At 52.3% G+C, this 21799-nt stretch carries 13 protein-coding genes; 3 read left to right on the forward strand and 10 right to left on the reverse strand.

The features are described from left to right. Positions 1–15 precede the first annotated feature (15 nt). Positions 16–885, reverse strand: coding sequence for a carbohydrate ABC transporter permease (locus tag MYS68_RS11915; RefSeq protein ID WP_248926047.1), 870 nt, complete (start codon positions 883–885; stop codon positions 16–18). A gap of 1 nt (position 886) precedes the next feature. Next, positions 887–1846 (reverse strand): ABC transporter permease, encoded by a 960-nt coding sequence (locus tag MYS68_RS11920; protein ID WP_248926048.1) that lies wholly within the window; start codon positions 1844–1846, stop codon positions 887–889. A 206-nt stretch (positions 1847–2052) separates the two neighbouring features. On the opposite strand from MYS68_RS11920, the gene MYS68_RS11925 reads away from it, so the two are divergent. Beyond that, positions 2053–3579, forward strand: coding sequence for a sensor histidine kinase (locus tag MYS68_RS11925; protein WP_248926049.1), 1527 nt, complete (start codon positions 2053–2055; stop codon positions 3577–3579). Between the two features lie 17 nt (positions 3580–3596). Beyond that, entirely contained in the window at positions 3597–4292 is a 696-nt protein-coding gene (locus MYS68_RS11930) for a response regulator transcription factor (protein ID WP_248926050.1), read from the forward strand. Between the two features lie 36 nt (positions 4293–4328). On the opposite strand, the gene MYS68_RS11935 is transcribed toward MYS68_RS11930, so the two are convergent. From MYS68_RS11935 to MYS68_RS11950, 4 genes are read right to left on the reverse strand one after another with little or no spacing between them, the layout of a single operon-like run. Beyond that, positions 4329–5399 (reverse strand): ABC transporter substrate-binding protein, encoded by a 1071-nt coding sequence (locus MYS68_RS11935; RefSeq protein ID WP_248926051.1) that lies wholly within the window; start codon positions 5397–5399, stop codon positions 4329–4331. Between the two features lie 23 nt (positions 5400–5422). Continuing rightward, positions 5423–6238 carry an ABC transporter ATP-binding protein gene (locus tag MYS68_RS11940; protein ID WP_248926052.1) on the reverse strand — a complete coding sequence of 272 codons (816 nt, stop codon included), beginning with the start codon at positions 6236–6238 and terminating at the stop codon, positions 5423–5425. Beyond that, positions 6214–7026: an ABC transporter permease gene (locus tag MYS68_RS11945; RefSeq protein ID WP_248926053.1), complete on the reverse strand. Its 813-nt coding sequence runs from the start codon at positions 7024–7026 to the stop codon at positions 6214–6216. Before MYS68_RS11945 ends, MYS68_RS11940 begins: the two co-directional genes overlap by 25 nt. A gap of 41 nt (positions 7027–7067) precedes the next feature. After that, a complete protein-coding gene (locus tag MYS68_RS11950) occupies positions 7068–8525 on the reverse strand; it encodes a sulfatase family protein (protein WP_248926054.1) in 1458 nt (485 codons plus the stop codon). 275 nt (positions 8526–8800) lie between these two features. On the opposite strand from MYS68_RS11950, the gene MYS68_RS11955 reads away from it, so the two are divergent. Next, a protein-coding gene (locus tag MYS68_RS11955; RefSeq protein ID WP_248924449.1) for an IS1182 family transposase occupies positions 8801–10158 on the forward strand; the annotation gives its coding sequence in 2 pieces (ribosomal slippage) (positions 8801–9365 and positions 9365–10158; 1359 coding nt in all). 129 nt (positions 10159–10287) lie between these two features. Here the strand turns inward: MYS68_RS11955 and MYS68_RS11960 are convergent. The 4 genes from MYS68_RS11960 to MYS68_RS11975 all read right to left on the reverse strand — a co-directional run bounded on the left by MYS68_RS11960 (position 10288) and on the right by MYS68_RS11975 (position 21795). Further along, a complete protein-coding gene (locus MYS68_RS11960) occupies positions 10288–15588 on the reverse strand; it encodes a choice-of-anchor I family protein (protein WP_248926055.1) in 5301 nt (1766 codons plus the stop codon). A gap of 641 nt (positions 15589–16229) precedes the next feature. Beyond that, positions 16230–18461 carry a glycoside hydrolase family 3 C-terminal domain-containing protein gene (locus MYS68_RS11965; RefSeq protein WP_248926056.1) on the reverse strand — a complete coding sequence of 744 codons (2232 nt, stop codon included), beginning with the start codon at positions 18459–18461 and terminating at the stop codon, positions 16230–16232. A 35-nt stretch (positions 18462–18496) separates the two neighbouring features. Further along, entirely contained in the window at positions 18497–19969 is a 1473-nt protein-coding gene (locus MYS68_RS11970) for a sulfatase (RefSeq protein ID WP_248926057.1), read from the reverse strand. Then, on the reverse strand, positions 19966–21795 hold the full coding sequence (locus MYS68_RS11975) for a cache domain-containing sensor histidine kinase (protein ID WP_248926058.1): 1830 nt from the start codon (positions 21793–21795) through the stop codon (positions 19966–19968). Before MYS68_RS11975 ends, MYS68_RS11970 begins: the two co-directional genes overlap by 4 nt. Positions 21796–21799 lie beyond the last annotated feature (4 nt).

Consider the following 21799-nt stretch of genomic DNA (forward strand, 5'->3'; position numbering starts at 1 on the left):
TCGTTTATCGTTCGACTAACCTTTAACAGAACCTAACAGCATCCCTTTGTTAAAATACTTCTGCAAAAACGGATACACGACAAGCAGCGGCAGAGCGGTGATGATGACGGCAGCCATCTTGACCGCCGGCGTATAATGAAATCCTCCGGAATCCGCCTCCATGCTCGAAGCCGTTTCGATCAGCATCTGCCGCAAGTACACCTGAAGCGGCCAATCCGCAGAATCGTTCAAAAACAAAATCGCAAAAAAGTACGTATTCCAGTTGAACACCGCATAAAACAGCGTAAACGTCACGATGGCCGGCATCGATAGCGGAAGCACGATGCGCCAAAACAACCTCAGCTCGGAGCATCCGTCGATGCGCGCGGCTTCCTCCAGCTCGGAAGGAATGTTTTGAAAAAAACTTCTCATCACGATCAGGTTAAACGGGGCGATCGCCGTATTCAAATACAACGCCCAGTAGCTGTTGATCAGGCCCAGCTCTTTAATGACCAGATAAGTGGGAATCATGCCCCCGGCAAAAATCATTGTAAACAGCACCATAAAGTTGAGCACTCGCCGGCCTTTCAGCCAGCTTTTGGACAATCCGTAAGCCATTAGACTCGTCAGCGTAATATTGATCAGCGTTCCGAAGAATGTGATCACGACCGCATTTTTGAACGACTGGGTAAAATTTTGGTTGGTCAGCAGGTATCCGTAGGCTTCAACCGTCCATTCCTTCGGGAAAAAGAAGAACCCGCGAGACAAAATCTCGTGTTCCGTAGCAAACGAGCTGGCGGTCACATAGACGAACGGAACGAGAATGCAGAGCAGAGACACGATCAGAAGTCCGTAAATGACCGTGATAAAAAGCGGGTCTTTTCCGCGCGCGTCATACGTATTCATCTCAATAAACCCCCTCTTCTCCGGCTTTTTTCGACATTTTATTCGCTATCACGATCAGGATCAGGCCGATGCACGATTTAAACAAACCTACGGCCGTCGTATAGCTGAACTCCCCCTGCAGCACGCCTGTCCGGTACACGTAAGTGTCGAAAACATCGGAAACCGACAGGTTCAAAGAATTTTGCAGCAAATAAATATGTTCGAACCCGATGTCCATGACATGCCCCAATCGCAAAATGAACAGGATGACGATCGTCGACCTTAGCGCCGGCAGCGTTACATACCACAGCTGCTTCCACCGGTTCGCGCCGTCCACCACCGCCGCTTCATACAACGTCGGGTCCACGGAGGCGAGCGCCGCCAAAAAAATAATCGCGTTCCAGCCGGCTTCCTTCCACACGTTTTGCAGCACATAGACGATGCGGAAATATTTCGGGTCGGTCATGATCTCAAGCCGCGCAAACCCGGCGTCAGCCAGCGCCTTGTTGATCGCACCCTCCTGTGTAGCGAACAGGATTACCGTAATCCCCACAACGACGACCCACGACAGAAAATGAGGCATATAGATCGCAGTTTGCACGAATTTTTTAAACCACTGCACCCTGACCTCGTTCAGCACAACGGCAATGACAATCGGAGCGGGAAAAAACAAAAACAAATTGAGCGCGCTCAGGATCAAAGTGTTTTTGAGCAAGGACCAAAAATCGGCCTCCCCGAACAAACGCTCGAAGTGGGCGAAGCCGACCCACTCGCTGCCCGTAAATCCGGCGAACGGGCTGTAGTCCTGAAAGGCGATGACAATGCCTCCCATCGGCAAATAACGGAAGATCAGGAAAAACAACAACCCCGGCAATATCATCAGGTACAGCGGTAACCCTCTTTTCCATACCTTTAATGACGATGATTTTCTTAATAACGGAGATCCGAGCCGGCGGATCTCGACTGTGGACTCATTTCTCAAGTCTGTTCCCTCCTGCAAGAAACGTCTGATTTGGTATATTTCCATCATAGAGAACCTTCCGCCGCAAGTCGTTACACAATTCTCTGATTTGCAAACCAAGCTGTGCCGAAAGAGCGTTCGTAAACACGACGTACCGCTTTACCCGTCTACTAAGAATCCGCCCGGCATGTTATGATGAATATATCCACACACACCAAGGTGAAACTATGACGATACTGCTTTTGATTTTGATGGCCGCTTCGATCACTTTGTTTATTACGAAAGCGCGGCATCCTTCCGCCTACTGGATGGGACTCGTGCTGCTCGGCTGGTTTCTCAGCATGTCCGGACTTGTGCTGTTCATCGCGAAGTACGGAGGTTTTTATTACAAAGTCAATATCGTGCTTTTCTTTAACGACTTTATCCGCAACGCGCTGCTGCACGCCCCGCTTTCGATCGACGCGATCAGCCGGATGATCACGATTGGCCGTTCGTTGTTCATTTTCAGCCTGACCGGACTTTCCGTCACGCTGTTCTACTATCGGCCGTTCCGCCGGCTTTGGAAGGTGTACGCCCTGAACGCTCTGCTGCCGCTGGCGAACATCATCTTCTATGATCCGATCGTCTACAGGTGGTCGCTCGGCGTAATCGCCCGCGAATGGACGTACCCGATCAGTTGGATCACCCGCGGGTGGCTGCTCGTATCCGCATTCGTCGCCGTCGCGCTGATGATTTGGAGATACCGCCGGATTACGATTCCCTGGTTTAAACATCAGGTGAAATATGTGATGCTCGGGGTTTTTGCACTGATCCTGTTTTATTTTTATCTCGGCTTTATGGGACCGCTGCAGGTTACCGACATCCGTACGTATTACGTGCTCTATTCGGATTTTTCCAACTTTAACCCGCCGCTGACGATTGCCGAGTGGTACATCAGCATCGGCATCACCGGCCTTCTTTCCGTGGTGAGCATCATTTTCATCTGGAAGTATACCGAAGTGGACAAAAAACTCGGCCAGCTGAACCTTCATTTGGAGCGAAAGCTGAAAACGGCCGATATGGGCACCAAAGTATTCACGCACGCGATCAAAAACCAGCTGCTGATGCTGCAGCTTCTGCTGAACCGGACGCAAGCTTCGCTCGAAACCGCGCCCGCGTCCGCAGCGCCCTCCGAGGTACCCGAGCATATCGGCAAAATGTCGGCCATCGTCAGCGAAACGCTGAACCGGCTCGATCAGCTGTATAACTCGTTCAAAACGACTTACCTGCAAATGAAACCGGTTTCGAGCCGCGACCTGCTGAATATGCTGCTCAAAAAGGTGCAGGTTCCGCCAAACATCGACCTTCTCACGGTGCACGCTTCCGGGGAACCGCTTGTGCTGGTCGACGAAAGCCATATGGTCGAAGCGCTGTCCAACGCCGTGATCAATGCCTTTGAAGCAATCGGCAAAGACCGGCGCGGCTCGGTAAAAATCCACGCTTACACGGAAAACAACTGGTTCATCGTGAAAATCGAAGACGACGGGATCGGGATGAATGCCGAGCAGCTGGAGCTGATTTTCGATCCGTTTTATACGAATAAAAATACGAACAAAAACTGGGGCGTCGGGCTCTCCTATGTTCGGCAAATCGTTCATGGCCATTACGGACATGTTCATGTGGAGAGCACTCCCGGCGTCGGCAGCGTATTTCAGTTTATGCTTCCGGTCTATTTGCACGAATACCGCAGCCCGGGGACAGACGTTTCATCCTAACTGGAGGGGGACTTGACATGACAGAACCGATACGGGTGCTGATCGCAGAAGATTTGGAGGTATTGAGGGAGCATTTTGCCCAATTGGTGCGCGGCGAAAGCGGTTTGACCCTGGTCGGTCAGGCGTCGAGCGGCAAGGAAGCCTGCCTGATGGCCCGGACCTATCGGCCGGATGTGATTTTGATGGACATCGAGATGGACGTCAAACACGACGGCATCATGGCGGCCAAAACGATACTGGAAGAACTCCCCGGCACGCGCATCGTTTTTCTTACCGTTCACGAGGACGACGAAACCGTATTCGGCGCATTTGAAGCCGGCGCGGTCGATTATGTGCTGAAAACGGCGCAACCCGCTGAAATCGTCAACAGCATTTATTCCGCCAAAGCGGGAAACTCCCCGATCCGTCCGGAAATCGCCTATAAAATCCGCAGCGAGTTCACCCGGATACGACGCAGCGAAGCGAAGATGTTCGAGGCGATGACGCTGCTCTCCCAGCTGACGCCGACGGAAATGGAAATCGTCGATCTTCTTCTCGAGGATCGGAAAATAACGGAAATCGCCCAAGCCCGAAATGTGGAGATATCGACGGTGAAAACGCAGATTAACGGCATTTTGCGAAAATTCGGCAAACGCCGAACCAAGGAAGTAACCCGGCTGATTCGCGAACTGAACGTCACTCATTTGTTCCATAACGTAAAAAGAGGGAACTGATCCTTGGATCGGTTCCCTCTTTTTGCAGCGCCGCCGTTATTTAACGACTTTTAAATACGGATCCTTGCTGACGAATTTGTCTGCGGGTACGACCTCCGTCAATTTCTCGCCTTGTACAAACAGTTTTTCCAGATTTTCGAACCATTTGCCCACCGTTCCGTCTTTGAAATAATCGATTTGTTTCTTCGAATCGATCCACTCGGTTGTATCGACTTGCACCTTAAGCGAATCCTCCGGCACTTGCGTAAACTTCGCCGTCATCTTGACCGCTTCGTCGATGTTTTGAATCCGGTAATCGTTGGCTTTCGCCCACGCCGCCAAAAATTTCTCGACCAGCTCCGGTTTTTCCTTCAAGAACTTGGGATTCACCACCCAGCTTTGCGGGAAGACGTACTCCGGGAAAAACGTCTTGTTGTCGCCCAGCTTCACGATGTTGTCTTTACCCACCTGCTTCTCGATTTCCACGGTATACGGGGACCAGATCGCAACGGCGTCTACTTTGCCCGAAACAAATGCGCTGACGGCACCCGCGACGTCCATATTCACGATATTGACGTTGGACGGTTTCAGGCCCCCCTTCTCGATGCCCAGGTTGAGAATCATTTCGCCGGAAGTGCCTTTCGGAACGCCGACGGTTTTCCCTTTTAAATCTTTCCAATCTTTGATGTTCGATTTTTTCGTCGCAAATACCATATCGCCGGTATTCAAGCTGTCGATCGCGATAATGTTGCCCTTGCCCTGTGCCGCCAAAAACGCCGCACCCGGCCCGATATAGGCGATATCGATGTCGCCGGAAGCCATCGCCTGAAATTCGGGCGGCCCGCTCAAAAATTTAACCGCATTCACTTTTATGCCGGCTTCCTTGAAAAAGCCTTTTTCCTCTCCGATCACGATCGGAGTGGCTCCGTGCATGTCGGGCATGTACGCCACGTTGATGGTCGGCGCCTCTTTAGGCGCTTGAGTTTGCGTCGGTGCGGCTGTCGGCGCGCCTTGGCCGGACGCGCCGGGAGCGGTACCCGAGCCGCATGCGCTCAGCAAAACAAGCGTAGAAAGGAGCAGCGCTCCGGAAGCAAAAGCTTTTTTCGTGTTGCGGACAAAATGAAACATGTGACATCCATCCCCTTTTTAATTTACTTTTTCACTTCCAAATATTCTTTGTATACTTTCGCCCAAATGTCGTTTTTAATTTGCGAAAAACGCTCCTGCAGTTTCGTCTCCTGATTGCGCGGATAAGGAATGTCGACGTCCACGATCTCTTTGATCCGACCGGGGCGGGCGCTCATGATGATCACCTTCTGCGCCAAAATAACCGCTTCCTCCACATCATGGGTAATAAAAAAGCATGTTTTTTTCTCGCTTTCCCACGTATGCAGCAGCTCTTCCTGCAGCTGCGCCCGCGTCTGCGCATCGAGAGCTCCGAACGGTTCGTCCATCAGCAGCACTTCCGGCTCGGCCGCATAAGCTCTGGCGATCGCCACCCGCTGCTTCATTCCCCCCGACAACTCCTTCGGATAGGCGTTAACGAAGTCCTTCAGGCCGACGAGCTCCAGGTACTTCTCCGCTTTTTCGCGCCGTTCGCGCGGATTCATGCCTTTCAGCTTCAGGCCGAATTCCACATTTTTGAGGACCGTCTTCCAGGGGAATAACGCATATTGCTGGAATACGACACCGCGTTCCTTGCCCGGCCCGGTCACTTCCACTCCGTCCACCTTCACGGAGCCGGAGCTCGATTCCTCCAGTCCGGCGATGATGTTAAGCAGCGTTGTTTTGCCGCAGCCGCTGGGACCCACGACGCAGATGAACTCGTTGGGCTGTATCGTCAGGTTCACCTGCTGCAGCGCTACGACGTCCCCTTGCCGCCCCTGGTAAATTTTCGATAAGCCGGCTATTTCGATTTTCGGCCGGCTGTTTGCCGCCAAATCTAGGACTTCCGCAGTTCTTGCCACCCTGTCAGCTTCCTTTCCAAATAAAGTACGCCCTTATCCATCGCATATCCGATAAGTCCGATGACGACAATCCCCAATATAATCAGATCCATGCGAAAATACAACCCGGCTTCCATAATCATGTTGCCAAGGCCCTTCGAAGCGCCGGTCAGCTCCGCTGCGACAAGCGTCGTCCAGGCGCTCGCGAGGCCGAGCCGCACTCCGACCAGAATGTACGGAAACGAAGCCGGTACGACGACTTCCAGAAATATCGCGCGATCGGTCGCGCCCAGTACCCGGGCCGCCTTGATCAATGTGGGGTCCACATTGCGGACGCCTTGATAAATGGAGATGACCATCACCAAAAAAGTCGCGACAAAAATAACGGTAATTTTTGCCCCTTCCCCTACCCCTTGGGCCACGATGACGAGCGGAATGAGAGCGATCGGCGGAATCGTCCGGAAAAACTGGATCCACGGTTCGATCAGCCCGCGCAAGGTGCGGTACCAGCCCATAAGAAACGCAACCGGGATGGCCGCGATGAGGCCGAGCAAAAATCCGCCGATCACCCGGAACAGGCTGGCGTAAATGTTGTTCCAAAGCCGGCCGCTGGTTAACTCCGTTGAAAAAGTTTTCAGAATCGTCAGCGGATTCGAGATGATCGCCCCTACGGTCGGAATCACCGACAAAAGCGACCATACCGCGATGCCGAGCACGAGCGAAACCGCCACCATGACACCCGGCGGGATACGGTTCCAAACAGGCTCACGGTTTATGTTTCGAGCGGATATTTTCTGCGTGTTGTTCATGTTATGTTCCTTCCTCTATCCAAAATCTATCGAAAATCGGTTCATGCCCCGTAGGCGGATCTGAGGGACTCGCTTCCGTACTTTAAGGCGAGTATTTCCGCGGATTCATGCCAGCCGTCACGGTGGAGACGGCGCACCCAATCGTCTACCGTCATATATTTCCACGGTCCGGTTTCGATCACTTTTTGCAGCGGATCGACTTTCCGGCCGGCCCGGTAAACGTGCTCCTGCATCCATTCCATCAAGCGGTGGTCCATTTCCTTCACCACGTCGGGGTACATGGAAGCCACATTGTTCGTTTGGTACGGGTCGTTTTCCATATCGAACAAGGACACTTCCGGAAAATCGAACAAACCGGTGTGGTACGTCCGAATATACGACCATTTGCGGTCGCGGACGGCGCGCTGGCATACGTATAAGGCGTGATCCATGACGAGATAATCTCTGCCCTGCCAATGTTCGCCTTTTAGGGCGGGAACAAAGGATTGTCCGTCCCAGCCGGAAGGAATCGGCAAACCGGCCATGTCCACGATCGATGCGATCACATCGACATTATAGATAAACCCGTCCACGACTTGCCCCGGCTGCGTCAATCCCGGCACTTTTACGATCAGCGGAATATGGTGTACGGACTCGGAGGCGTTGGCATGCTCCATATATACGCCGTGTTCCCCCATCGACTCCGCATGGTCGGCGCTGATGATAAAGCAAACTTCGTCGCGGATGCCCAGCTCCTCGAGCGTTTCCAGCAGCTGTCCGATATGTTTGTCCATATAATAAATGCCGCCGTCATATCCGTTGATCAGATGAGCGAAATCGTCCCGGTTTCGGATCTGCTCCGGCATCGTCTCGGGGAAGCGATCGGCCCAGTGAAGGAATGTGGCGGATCGCGGAAAGCTGGCCTTCCTGTGCTCCTGGATCGTCTCTTCGTCCGGGAACGCTTTCACCGGTTCGCCGATCCATTGATCCGCATATTCCTTGGGGTAAGTGTACAGCGTATGCGGATCCCAATACTGAATATGAAGAAAATAGTTGTCCTCTTTCCCATGGGCTTTCAGCCACGGGATCACCGCATCGTTGACTTCGTTGGCATCCTCGTTGCCTTCCTTCAAGGAATGCGTATGCATCTCGTTCCATCCGGCAAAATACCACCAGGCGTGGTGCCGGTCTCCGAACGAAGAGAACGATACCGTTTTATATCCGGCTTTGCGCAAATATCTCGTAAAAAACGGAACGGTCTCGCTATGTCCGTCTCCCTCCGGATATTCGAACTCGCAGCCGGGCCCCCAGTGCGTCAGTGCGCCGTGATTGACGCCGAAGCGGCCTGACATGAAGCTGGCCCTCGAAGGTACGCATGGAGACGATGCGCAGTAGCAGTCGTTAAAACGGGCGCCTTCGGCAGCGATTTGATCGATATTCGGCGTCGTATTTCGATGATAGCCGTAGCAGCCCATATGATCGGGACGAAGCGAATCGATGTCGATGTAGATGATTCTCATATAACCCCTCCTGGTCAGCAAACAATTGCATCTGCAAACGCTTTCTGTTTTCGTTTACATTGTATCCTACCCTTGAGGAGCCGGTAAGTTTGAAATTTTTTCAACCTTTTCGATATGTGACCCCCGGAAAGAAGCAAACACCCCCTGCACATCTGCAGGGGGTGTTTGTTCAGCCTGTTGAAAAACCCAACAGGCTACTTTTTCGTTCAATATCTTTAACAAATTACCGCGTTAATATGTTATAATGTAAATATACTCTTAAGGCGGTGGATCCTATGCTTCGCTCTAATCCGAATGTCCAAAATGAATATGAATTGGTGTGTATCGAGGAACTGGTTCATCCAGATCATCCTCTTCGTAAAGTACATAAGCATATCGACTTTTCCTTTATTCTCGACTTAGTCCGTCCTTATTACTGCGAGGATAATGGACGTCCCTCGGCAGATCCCATCATGCTTTTCAAGATGCTATTGATCGGGTATCTTGACGGCATTCGCTCCGAACGACGGTTGGAAAGAGAGGTTTTCTCTAATAATGCTTATCGATGGTTTCTGGGGCTTGGGCTCAAGGATCGCGTGCCGGATCATAGCACCCTTAGCTACTTTCGTGAACGTCTTCAAGAAGGCGATGTACTTCAACAAATCTTCGACCGGGTCGTTCTGCTTGCTATTCAACATCGTCTCGTTGCCGGTCGGGTACTTATCACCGACTCAACTCATCTTAAGGCCAATGCGAATAAACGAAAGTTTGTTCAAGAGGAAGTAACCAAGAGTACGAAGGCCTACATGGAAGAACTGGACGAAGCAATTCGTGCCGATCGCGAGGCTCATGGAAAAAAGCTTTAAAGCCACGAGAGGAGGTGGAAGAAACCAAACTAACGAAGGTAAGCACAACCGATCCGGAGAGCGGTTATATGGTGCGGGACGGTAAGCCGGAAGGCTTTTTCTATCTCGATCATCGGACCGTCGACCACAAATACAACATCATCATGGATGTCCACGTCACTGCCGGCAATGTTCACGATTCTGTCCCTTACATAGAGCGTTTGGAACATATCATCAAGAAGTTTAAATTCGAAAAAACACTGGAAGCCGTCGCACTGGATGCAGGTTACTTCACGTCGCACATTTGCAAAAAGCTTCAAGACAAGAAAATATACGCGGTCATCGGAGGTAGAGCCTTTACCCCAGTTAAAGGATTAATGGCTAAGTGGCGATTTAAGTATGATGCGGAGAACAATGTGTATATATGTCCACAAAAACACGAATTGAAATATACGACAACGGATCGCGAAGGCTACAGACAGTATAAGTCGGATCCGAATCATTGTGCGAACTGCCCCATGCTCAAAGAATGTACCCGGTCCCGGAATCACCAAAAAGTCATCACCAGGCATGTATGGCAGGATAGTAAAGAGTGGGTAAAACAAAACGGTAGAAGCAAGTCCGGCAAATATCTCTACCGCTTACGATACCAGACGATTGAGCGAAGCTTCGCGGATGCCAAAGAGCTCCATGGGCTTCGCTACTGCCGGTTCCGCGGCCGAAACAAAGTGCAGCAGCAAGCATTACTGACTGCACTATGTCAAAACATTAAAAAGATCGCCAATATCCTGGCTAAAAGGGCCGGATAAGAGGCGATCTTCTATTTTTAGGGCTAAATTCAAAAAATGATCCTACAAAAGCCCCGAAAAACCGGGGCTTTGTCAACAATCTGAGCAAACACCCCCTGCACATCTGCAGGGGGTGTTTGTTCGAACCTATTATTTTTTGATGGCTTTCAAAATGACTGTTGCCGCTTCGGCGCGGGTTGCATTCGCTTTAGGCTTGAACGTTCCGTTTTCGTAACCGTTCAACAAGCCGCTCGCTGCTGCGGAAGCTACCGCATCTTTGGCCCAGCCCGCGATATCTGCGTTATCCGCAAATGCTTTTCCGCCGGATGCAGCCGGGAGCTTGGCCGCACGCGCAATCATCACCGCCATTTGCTCGCGGGTGATCAGGTCGTCGGGACCGAAGGCGGTATCGCTGTATCCCGTGATGATGTCGTAGGCCGCCGCGGTTTCAATCGACTTTTTCGCCCAATGACCGGCCGTATCGGCAAAACCTTTTCCGCTCTTCTCCTGCAGCTTGAGCGCTTTGACGATGACTGCGGCAAATTCGGCGCGGGTGATGTTTTTCTCCGGACCGAACGTACCGTTCGGATATCCGTCGATCGCCCCGTTCTTCACGAGCTCGCGGATGTTAGTTTCCGCCCAGTGTCCTTTAATGTCGGAAAGCTCGACGGAAGGTGCGGATCCGTCCGCAGTATCTTCAGCTTGTTTTTCCTTGGCAAGGACGGCAAACTTCGTGAAATGGCTGACCGATCCGGATACGGATGCATTGTCGGCGTCTACCGCAGGATTGCCGAGTTCGATCCATTTTTTCGCTGTTTCGTCCAGCCAGTAGATGGACACCGTCCATTTGGTCAAGTCAACCTTCATCTTATCGAACGGCATCGTTATCGTAACCGGCTTCGTGAATTCGCCTTCCTTGTCCTTCTTGATCTCGAACACGTCGCTGACCAGCTTAAGGGAAGCGTCCTTGACAAGATCGGAGGCATTTGCGACTTTTTCCACCGTCACTTTGACGTCCGTGCTGAAGGCGCCCGCAGGGATGACAATTTTTACACCGTTTTCCGTCACCGTTGCGCCGCTGGTGCCTGTAACAGTCGTTCCGGAGCCGGAGCCGCCGGACGAGCTGCCGCTGCTGCTCGATTTTTTATCCTCGGCATAGCTGACAAATTGAGTAAAGTGCTTCGTCCAGATGACCAAATCGCCGCCCACGTCAATTCTCGCTTCGCCGCCGGCTGCAATTTCGCGGTCCGCCGCTTCCTGGGAATCCGCGCTAACGGTGCTTGTGATCGGCGTGAACACGCCGCCACGCGCATATCCGGCTTTTTTGCCTGCTTGGCCCGGAATCAGCAATCTGACCGCTTTATCGAAGACCAGCGTTACGTCGGGCGAACCTACTTCGACTACCGCATTGACTTTTCCGTTTCTGACAGAAACGCTGTAATTCGGTTGAATCTCGGGCAATTTGATCGTTCCGTCCCAGCTTGCAGGAGCGGAAATCACTGCTCCGTCGGGGATGTTCAAGCTTACGCTGCCAAGCGAAGTCGATGCCGTCACTTCAACGAGCGGCAGCACGGCTTTCTTGGTATCTCCGTTTGTCTCCGCAGCGGCTTTGACCTTTGCGCTCACCCCCGAAGGCACGTTAATGCTTACCGGCGATGTGGACAATGGAATCGGCTCGCCGGTTGCCGTATGGAGAACCGCTCTTGTAACCAGCAGCTTGTATGTCTTCTGGGTCGTGCCGTCCTGCGCCGTTACTTTGACCGTGACAGTATTGAGCCCTTCGGATAGATCGATCTGCTTGCTGAGGACCGCCTCTCCGTTAATTTCAACTTTAGCTGCGGACGCATCCGCCTCTGCCGTTACGGTTACGCTTTTTACGCCATTGCCGACGCTGAGCGCATATTCCGTCTTATCCGCTGCAAAACCAAACTGCGTGCCGCTAAGCTGCAAAGTCTTCAGGTTCGCATTGTTCAACGAAGACGGCGCAACAATCTCGCGAATCCGGCCTTCCGACACATAATTGATCGGCCCTTGGTAATTTTTCACGAAGTTTACGGTTGCCTGTAAATCTTCCGGACCTTGCACCGAATTTTTACCAAGCGTATGCATCTTAATGTATCTTGCGTCGTTACTTGTATACATGAAGCTGTTGACGACGAGCGTGTATTTCCCGTCAGCCGGAATCGGCTTGCCGTCCGGGAACGTCAAATCGAACACTTTACGCGTCTTGCCGACTTGTGCCCATGTATAGCGGAATCCGCCGACGTGCGAATCCGGTCCGTATATCGGATTCGTGCCAAGCTGTGCTTCCACGATTTCCTTCAGATCGGCTCCGGTTACTTCCACCTTAATGAGCGTGTTGCCGAACGGTTGGATCGAGAACAGCTCTTCCCACGTGATCGGACCTGCATCGAGCGGAGCCCGTACTCCGCCGCCGTTCATCATGGCGAAGTCCGCGTTCATCTCGGCCTTCATCGCGTCGGCGATCAGGTTACCTAACGGGAAGTCGCCGTTTGTATCCGTTCCTTTGCCCGGATAGTTTTGCACCATCGGATTGACGTTTTCGCCTACGACCGCTTTCAGCTTCGGACCTGCTTTTGCTTTATAATCGTCGATTATGGCCTGTACGTCGCTGTCCGGTGTCACGGTGCGGAAATTGTACAAGATCTCGCCTTTTTTCGATACGACATTGCCTGTCGTGCGGTCGATCTCCAGATCGACATCCATCAGCGCTTTGCTGTATTCCCACGCCGCTACGACCAGCTTGCCGTCAATTGTCGTGTTGACCCGTTTGTGGTTATGCGCCGCAAAAATGACGTCAACCTCATCGTCCACTTTATTGGCCAGGTCAACTGCTTCACCGGTGAACGCGCCGTTCGTTCCTTGGTCCGCGCTCATATGCGCAAGTACGACGATCGTTTTGATTCCTTGGGCTTTCAGTTCGGCGGCCGCTTCGTTTACCGCTTCGGCCGCATCGGTAAATTCGAGATCCTGAATGCCTGTCGGGATGACGATATGCGGCGTTTCTTCGGTGACGACACCGATAAACCCGATTTTGACACCGCCGATTTCTTTTATCGCATAAGGAGGCAGTGCATGACGGTGGTCCGCTTTAAACTTGACGTTTGCCCCGAGAATCGGATATTTCATGCCCGCGTAATTCGGCGAGCCCGTACCGTCAGGATGTGCGCCGCCCTGTATCATGCGGATTAGTTCGGCCGTTCCTTCGTCGAACTCGTGGTTGCCGACCGCGCCGACATCGAAGCCGATTTCATTAAGCACTTCAATCGTCGGCTCGTCGTGGAACAGCGCGGATAAAGGCGGGCTTGCCCCGATCATGTCGCCTGAGTGAAGAACGAGTGTATTCGGATTCTCGGCTTTTTTCGCATGAATGTAAGTCGCCATGTACTGCATGCCGCCCAGATCTTTGTCCTTCTTGGCGTCACCGTCCAGGTCTTCGTTAATGCCAGAGTCTTTCTCGTTGAACTTGCTGTCGATATTGCCATGCAGATCGTTCATGGCGAGCAATTGAACTTTGATGTTTCCGGATGACGGAGTTTGGACAGTCAACGTATACTTATCGCTTTGCGTACCGTAGGTTGCGCTGATAACCGTTTGTCCTGCGCTCTTTGCGGTGATTTGACCGCTCGTGCCGCCGATTTCGGCAACCGCCGCATTGCTGCTCGCAAAGACGACGCCCGAACCTGCCGTCAGCTTCGTCGCGCCATAGGTTGCTTCTGCAACTGAGGTTTCCCCGACGGTCATGGTGGATGGGCCGCTCACTGTTACTGCATTAATTTGCAGCACCGCAACCGTTCCGCCGACTTCGTTCGCCACCAGCAGCAGCGGAGCTCCGGTCGGGCTTTCCGATGCAGGGATAAATTCCAGACCTTCCGGCCCGGTATCCGTATTCAGGTTATCAACCGGCTCGAAGTCGCGCGTATTGATATAGTTCGCGAATACAGGATGTGCGGGATCGGTTACATCATAGGTCATTACCCCGCCGATTCGCTCCAATCCGACAAACGCATAAGTTTTGCTTCCGATCCTGCCGATCGTGACGTATTCCGGTTCCGGCCCTTTTTTGGGACTGCGCTTGTCCATCCCCGTTGTGTCGTTGCTTGCGTTGAAATTGGCAGGCAGCCGCTCGCCGGTTATCGTCTCGAAATCGTTTCCGCTGTCATAGATTTGCTCCATTGTAGCTGCGTTCCAAACAGAAAAGGATCTGCCGCCATACAAGTACACATTGTCGGTCCCCATATCCCCGGCCACGGTAACTTTGTCGTATGCGGTTGTACCGCTCAGGAATTTGGCCGCTTCCGATGTCGGGTTGAGACTTCCTTTGATGTTTTTGATGGACGAGCCATTTTTCCTTCCGCTCCAATCCGTCTCGTCGCCTTCGTTAGCGGAGAACAGATACGTAGTGCCCTGAGAAGTGTATGCAGCAATGCCGTCCGGCATATACATCCCGTAGAACGGGACATTTTCCAGCTTGATCTGGCTGTCATTCACCAAATCGAGTGAATTTCCGGCCTTGCTAAAATCCTTATAACCAAGCCCTTTGACGGAAATGACGGACTTTGAGGCAATGTCTATGGCCGCGATCGCGTTATTTTCCTGCAAGCTGACATAAGCGATCGATTCGTCGCCGGACAACGCGATATATTCCGGCTCCAGGTCTTTAACCGCGTCCGCTTTCGTCCCGCTTCCGGTCACTTGACCCGTCCCGTCGGACGCTCCGCGGATATGGACGGAATTGTCAATGACAGCCGGGTTGTCGAATTTCACATGGGTTACCGAACCGTTTGATGTATCGACAATCGTCACGCTGCCTTCAGGGTCTACTCCTGCAACCCGCGGCTCGCCCTCGTCGGCGGACAGTATGTAACGGCCGTCTGAAGTAAACTTGACCATATCCGGCTGAACTCCAGCCTCGTATGAATTGAGCAGATTGCCTTCATAATCGAGCACAAGGATTTTGCCGTTCTTTGCCGCATCTTTTTCTTGAACCGCAACGGCTACCCGCTTGGATGACGTATTAATGTCTACGCTGGTCAAATCCCCGTACATAAATCCGTTCGTTTCAACAAGTGTAGATACATTGAGCGACTTTTCCTTGGTCAAAGAGCCGCGGGTGGCTCCGAGCGGCACGATATCCAGTGTCGCGGGAGTTGTGGAGCCGTTGACCAGGTAAAACTTGGCGTTATCCTTGTTGTACTTGACGATTTCCGCGACACCGCCGTCTTTGTTTGTTTGTCCTACGGAATAGGAAGCGATCTTCGCGATACTGATAGTATCCTGCTTATAAGTGCTGGATACAACTGTCGCGTCAGACGTACTCCCCGCCGTTGAGGCTTCCGCCATATGCGGCATACCGGCGATGAGCGCTCCGCCCATCATTTCCGCAATGACGAGAAGGGAAATCATCTTCTTCCATTTTCGCTTCAACATGGAATCATTCCTCTACTATGTAATCATTTGCCTCGTTTATCGTAGATTAGGAATGTTTTCGATATATTTGGTGTTTGTTAATTTTTTGTTAACAACGCCCCCTAAATCCCCCTAAAGGGGGACTACAGGCTTCCGAAACCGGCTTTGCAGAGCAAAGCCCTTAATGCACTCGATCATCAAACAAACCGAACTAACCGGAAACTGTTCACAAATATAGAGGAACTCACATTCGCTATTCTCGGGAAAATAAGCACATCTGAAAAATAGAGGAACTGAGGTGCGTTAAATATACGGAAAATCGCTGAAGGGCTGGAAAAACTGTAAATAACGCATCTGAGTTCCTTTATTCTTGGCGATTCAGTTGAAATGTCCATGATAGCGCACTGTAGTTCCTTTATGACTCGGTGACAGGCGCAAAGAGTCCATTCGTGCCTCGGAACGTGCGTGTGTGAGCCATGGTTTTGCTTATGCCAAACTATGGCTGACGCGCTTCACTACGGTTCTTGACGAAACATTGTCTAGCATCTTCCTGAAAAACAAAAAATGTAACCACTAAAATTTGATGGTTACATTTAACAATGTCCATTCATTTAATTGAGTTAATATTTTATGTCATTAATGATATTCGCCCGTTTGCTCTACTACCTATCGTACTCTCCCCCGAACGTTTCGTAGATTCGATCGATCGTCTCCTGCGGATAGCCGAATGCCGGAAGAAAGCTCAGAATGGTGCGGATCGGCATGCCCAGCAAAATCGGATACATCGGATTATCCGCATTCAGCTTCATCTGATCCATAACGTGCCGAACCTTATCGGCGTAACGATCGTCCTTCAGCCACGCCTGAAGCGAATGCAGCAGTGTCAGCGGCTCTCGCACGTCCACGGCGGAGGTGAATTCCACGATACCGGCGAGGCGGATATCGCGGGAAGAAGCTCCGACAAGGATTTCGAACTCGCCGGATTCGACAGCGAATTTGCCCAGATGTTCCACGTAATGGGAGAACGCGCGATCGTTCAGTTCCAAATGCACGGTCCCGGTTTCGCCTGGCGCCAGCTCGATTTTCACAAATCCCTTCAGCTCCTTATCCGCCTTCGGCACGGTGCATTTTACGTCGCGCACGTAAACCTGTACAACTTCTTTTCCAGCGCGGCTGCCGACGTTCTTTATATCCACGCTCACCGTCAGTATGTCGCCGTTTGTTAAGCTGCCGCACGACAAACGCAGGTTCGAATACTCGAACTCGGTATAAGAAAGCCCGAAGCCGAACGGGTACCGCACATCCAGCTTCTTCGCATCGTAATAACGGTACCCGACAAAGATGCTCTCCGTATATTTTACCTCACGGACATTGCCCGGGAACGAAAGATACGACGGGTTATGCTCCAGCGCCAACGGGAATGTCTCCGAAAGCTTCCCCGATGGGTTTACCTCGCCGAACAGTATGTTTGCAATGGCCGATCCTCCCGCTTGTCCCGGAAGCCATGCCTGGATAACAGCCTTCGCGTTTGATTCGAAAGCGCCGATATTCGTGGCGGAGCCGCTGTGTAATACGACAATCACGTTCGGATTGACCTCGGACACGGCTTCAATCAGCCGCACGTGGCTGTGCGGGATGTTCAAATCGGCACGGTCGTAGCCCTCGCTTTCGATCGCTTCCGTCGTTCCCGCAAAGACGATTACCGCATCTTGACCTGCCGCCAGCTCGCACGCCTCACGCAAAAGCGCCTCGTTAACGTCATCCGTATCATAACCGGCACCGTAAACTGCACAAGCGAACTTGGCCACTTCGTCAAAAGGAATGTCAAGCCGCGCAGGATTCATATGAGAGCTGCCCCCGCCCTGAATGCGGGGAGCGATCGCAAATTTGCCCAATACCGCAACTTTGGCCTGTTTCGGCAGGGGTAATACGACACCCTCGTTTTTGAGCAGCACCACCGCCTCTTCCGCCACTTTCCGGGCAACCTCGTGATGACGGTCCGCGTCGATTGACGAAACCTTCCTTTTATGCCCAAGCACCCGATCGATGACCTTCAAGATGCGGCGGACGTGGTCATCGAGCTGCTCATCGGTAACCTGCCTGGTGCGGTAAGCCTCCATTACTTCCTCATTGCGGCGGCCCGGTCCCGGCATCTCCAGATCAAGTCCGAACTGAACGGACGCCACCTTGTCAACGACCGCACCCCAGTCGGACATGACCAGCCCTTCAAAGCCCCATTCCCGCTTCAGCACGCCGTTCAAGTATGCGTCGTTGTTCGCCATATGGGTTCCGTTCACTTTATTGTAAGAGCACATGACCGTCCACGGCTTAGCCTCCTGAACAGCTATTTCGAAAGGCAGCATATAAAGCTCCCTTAATGCGCGCTCGTCCACTTCCGAGCTGACCACCATCCGGTTCGTTTCCTGTTCGTTGGCCACAAAATGCTTGATGGATGTCCCGACACCGCCCGATTGAACTCCGTTCACAAAGGCGGCCCCCATTTTGCCCGTTAAATAAGGATCCTCCGAGAAATATTCGAAGTTTCGGCCGCCCAGCGGAGAACGTTTGCCGTTCAGACCGGGACCGAGGACGATGCCGACATCATAGTATTGACACTCCTCGGCGATCACGGTACCCAGCTCCCGAATCAGCTCCGTATTCCATGTGGCCGCCATCGCCGCCTCGACCGGGAACGCCGTGGCCGGCTTCGTCTTCGACAGCACCTCCCCCGGCTCCGTCCCCATGGAAAGTCTGACCCCGTGCGGTCCGTCGGTTAACACGATGGGCGGAATCCCCAGACGTTCGACCGCCTGCGTCCCCCAGAACGAAGCTCCCGCGAGCAGACTGATTTTCTCGTCCACAGTCATCTTGCCGATCAGTTCCTCGATATTCACTTCACCGTTCCCCTCCCTTGATAAAAGATCGCCGGTTAGCTTGCCGGCTCAATCCCCATGCGGACATATTGCTCCGCGGGTGCATCGTTTTCCCGCATTAAACGTGCGATATGCCGCAGCATCCGGTCTTCGACCGCAGAATCGCGAAGCGGATTTAGCTGCTGCGGATCTTCCTGCAAATCAAACAGCATCGTTTCCAGTTGCTGAACCTTGACAAAGCCGGCGCTTTCGATTTTGAGCGGCTTCACGCCTTTGGTAAAATCGAACGGCTCGCTGAGCTCGGCATGCTGCAGCTCCGCGGCACTAAATCGGCTCCTCATATGGGTGGGCATCAGCGTGTAATTGTAAAGCGGCCGGTTATTCGCGTTCACCGGCGCTCTCATATATACATACCGCCCGTCCGTGCAGTTGATATGTCCCCCGTGAATGCCGAACAGCGCCGCCTCTCTCACCGGCACGTCCGAAGCGATCGTATCCTTGAGCGGTTTGCCCTTCATATCTTTCGGGATAGGGACCCCGAAAAACTCCAGCAGCGTAGGCGCCAAATCGATCGTCTGCACCAGACTGCTTCTGCGCTCGCCCATCCTTCCGCAGCGAGGGTCCCAAATGAACAGCGGCGTATGTGCCACCTCGTTGTAAAAAGGCTGTACGCACTTGGCCCACCAATCGTGCTCCCCGAGCAGGAACCCGTGGTCCGTATTCACGATAAGCAGCGTATCTTTCCATAAATCGAGCTCATCCATCAGATCGAGCACCTTGCCCAAATATTCGTCGCACATACTGAGGAGCGCCGCGTATTCGCAGCGCATGTGGGCCACCTCCTCGGGCGTCTGACTAACCGGCGCATAAGGCGGCCAATCGAAGTGTTTGCCGTCATAATTGTGCGGATACAGGTCCTTATATTTCTGCGGAGTATGAAAAGGCTCGTGAGGATCGAACGTCTCCAGCTGCAGAAACCAGCGGTCCTCCTTGTGGTTGCTCCTGATAAATTCCAAACCTCTGGCGAACGTTTGCGCTTGCGGAAAGTCCTCCTCCGTCTTAAGCCGCTTTCGGTTGATCCAATCTTGCCGAACAAGACGGCCCATTCTCGAATCGTTGATCGACTCCGGCGTCTCGGGATCTTTCACCTGGCCGATCCACGGATCTCCCTCCTGCCCGCGAATAAGCTCAAACGTACTGTAGCGTGTATGATAAGTGCCGCCGCCGTCTTCCCAATAATGCTGATGATCGGTGACCAAATGCGTATAAACGCCGCTTTGCCCGAGCAGCTCCGGCATCGCATCATCGAAAGGCTCAAGCGGGCCCCAGCTGCGGTGCAGAAAGTTATAACGGCCGGTCATCAGCTCCCTGCGCGCGGGCATGCAGGGCATGCTGCCCACATAGCTGTTGTCGAAAACGACCGTCTTCTCCGCCAGTCTTGCAAAATTCGGCGCATACGTCCAGTCGCAGCCGTACGGCGGCAGCATATGCCGGTTGAGCGTGTCAAACATGACCATAATCGCTTTCATGAAATCAATCTCCCTTCGGTTTCTTTACTTAGCGGCAGGCGAATCGATACGACCGTCCCGCGTCCTTCGAACGAATCCAGGCTCAGTCCATACTCTCTTCCATACTGCAAGACGATGCGCGCATGAACGTTAGCCATTCCCAGAGATTGATGAGCTCCGTATCCGCGCTGGCCGTTTTCCGTAATCTGAGCCAGCGTAGCATGGATCTGCTCCAGTCGGTCAGGAAGGATTCCCGGCCCGTTATCCGCAACCTCGATGACCAGATAAGGTCCGCTGTCAAAAGCATTGACAATAATGCTGCCTTTGCCCGCTTTCGGTTCGATCGCATATTTTACCGCATTTTCCACAATAGGCTGAATAATGAGCTTGGGGATCCGGCATTGCATAAATTTGTCATTCACGCTGAACTGGCTGCGAAAAGCTCCCGGAAAACGGATATGAACAATCGACAAGTAATGCTTGAGTTGATTTAATTCCTCTTCAAGCTTCACGAACGCATTCGTATCCTGTGCGGTATACCTGTAAAAGTCGGCCAGACCGCGCGCCATGGTGACGATTTCCGGCATATCCTCCAAATAAGCCATGCTTTTGATAATGTCCAGCGAATTGTACAAAAAATGCGGATTGATCTGGTTTTGCAAAGCTTTAACGAGAGCTTCCTTTTCCCTGAGCTGCAGGCTGACCTCCCTCAGCTTCAGGCTGCTTACCGTTTGCAGCAGCTCGTTGATCCGTTCGATCATCGTATTGAAGCTTCGGTTTAAATATTGGAATTCGTCATGGCCGGAAACCTGCGTTGCGCGAACGGTCAAATCTCCCCGTTCAACGCTGCTCATGACCTGGCGAAGATGCAATATCGGCTGGACGAAAGCTCGGGACAGAAACGGAACGGCGAGTACGATGCATAAGCCAATGATCACGAATGCGATCAACATCGCGTTAGGCGTATTTTTCGTGGCCGACGCCATCTCGTCGAATGGCACGACCGAAACGAAGGTCCAGCCGGTCGTTTCCGATTTCGTCGCCGCCACAAGCGTTTTTTTTCCTTCCCACTGCTGAATGGACGCACTTTCGTTATCCGACAAATTGAGCTTGCCCAATTTCGTTTGGCTGCGGGGAACCCCAAGCCAGCTGTATTCCGGATAATATACGATGGTATCCTGATCGGAGACGATAAAGAAACGACCCTCCGGAGCGAGGTCAGCCTTCTCAAAAGTGCGCCGAATCTCTTCCAAATGAAAATCGATCACAAGTTTCCCCAAATAATCCATATTGGCAATGCTGTAGATCGGCGTTTCCAAAGAAAGGACACGCACGTCGCCGGAGGTATATTTAACCGTATGCGTGGAAATTACCGATACTTTTTCCTGAAACCCGTTATGAGACCAAGGTTCTTCGTTAAATACGTCATCCCTGATGACCGACAGATTGGACATGGCGAGCGTGCGCCCATCCGGAGTCAACAGGAACATTCCGATAATCTCGGGATAATTCAGCGCCACATATCTTCGCAGTACATTTTGAACTTCAACTTTTTGTTCCAGGGAAAAACCATGACCGTGCAGCAGCCACATCTGAACGAGGTCGTCCTTCGCGACGGATGAAGTCGATTTGGCAAGTTGGTACAAATAAAATTCGATATGATGATTAAGCCGCAGCGTAGCTTCCTGGGAGATGCGGTAAAAATCCCGTTTAATCCCGGCACTGTAATAGGTGTAAGATAATAAACCCATGATTAATATCGTCAGCAGTCCGACCAACAGAAAGGCGACGGTCAGTTTCGTTTTGATCGAATACCTGAAATGAATGTTCGCTAATAATTTTCTCATAGGA

Source organism: Paenibacillus hamazuiensis, assembly GCF_023276405.1.
GTDB lineage: Bacteria > Bacillota > Bacilli > Paenibacillales > NBRC-103111 > Paenibacillus_AF > Paenibacillus_AF hamazuiensis.